This window comes from Actinobacillus minor NM305, from assembly GCF_000175195.1.
GTDB classification, from domain to species: domain Bacteria; phylum Pseudomonadota; class Gammaproteobacteria; order Enterobacterales; family Pasteurellaceae; genus Haemophilus_A; species Haemophilus_A minor.
Genome location: NZ_ACQL01000179.1, coordinates 1 through 391, shown reverse-complemented (window position 1 = coordinate 391; position 391 = coordinate 1). Strand labels below are relative to the sequence as shown.

The 391-nt window shown below is 39.1% G+C and carries 1 rRNA gene; it reads right to left on the bottom strand.

Features of this window, described 5'->3' with window-relative positions:
• A 16S ribosomal RNA gene (locus AM305_RS11535) occupies positions 1–215 on the bottom strand; the annotation flags it as partial.
• Between the last annotated feature and the right edge of the window lie 176 nt (positions 216–391).

The following is a 391-nucleotide window of genomic DNA, read 5'->3' as shown; positions in this document are numbered from 1 at the left end:
GGCCCGAAAGTCCCACCCTTTAATCCGAAGATATTACGCGGTATTAGCTACAGTTTCCCGTAGTTATCCCCCTCCATAAGCCAGATTCCCAAGCATTACTCACCCGTCCGCCACTCGTCAGCAAAGAAGCAAGCTCCTCCCTGTTACCGTTCGACTTGCATGTGTTAAGCCTGCCGCCAGCGTTCAATCTGAGCCATGATCAAACTCTTCAATTCAAAAAGTTTAATCGCTCAATAAACTGCTTAGCTAAAGTTTACATATTACTTTTAAGTAAAAATGAATTTCTAGTTTAAGCACCTATTAAGACTTCAAAATTAAAAAATATTTTTAAACAAAGTCAATCAACAAGTGCCCACACAGATTGTCTGATAAGTTGTTAAAGAACAAAAAA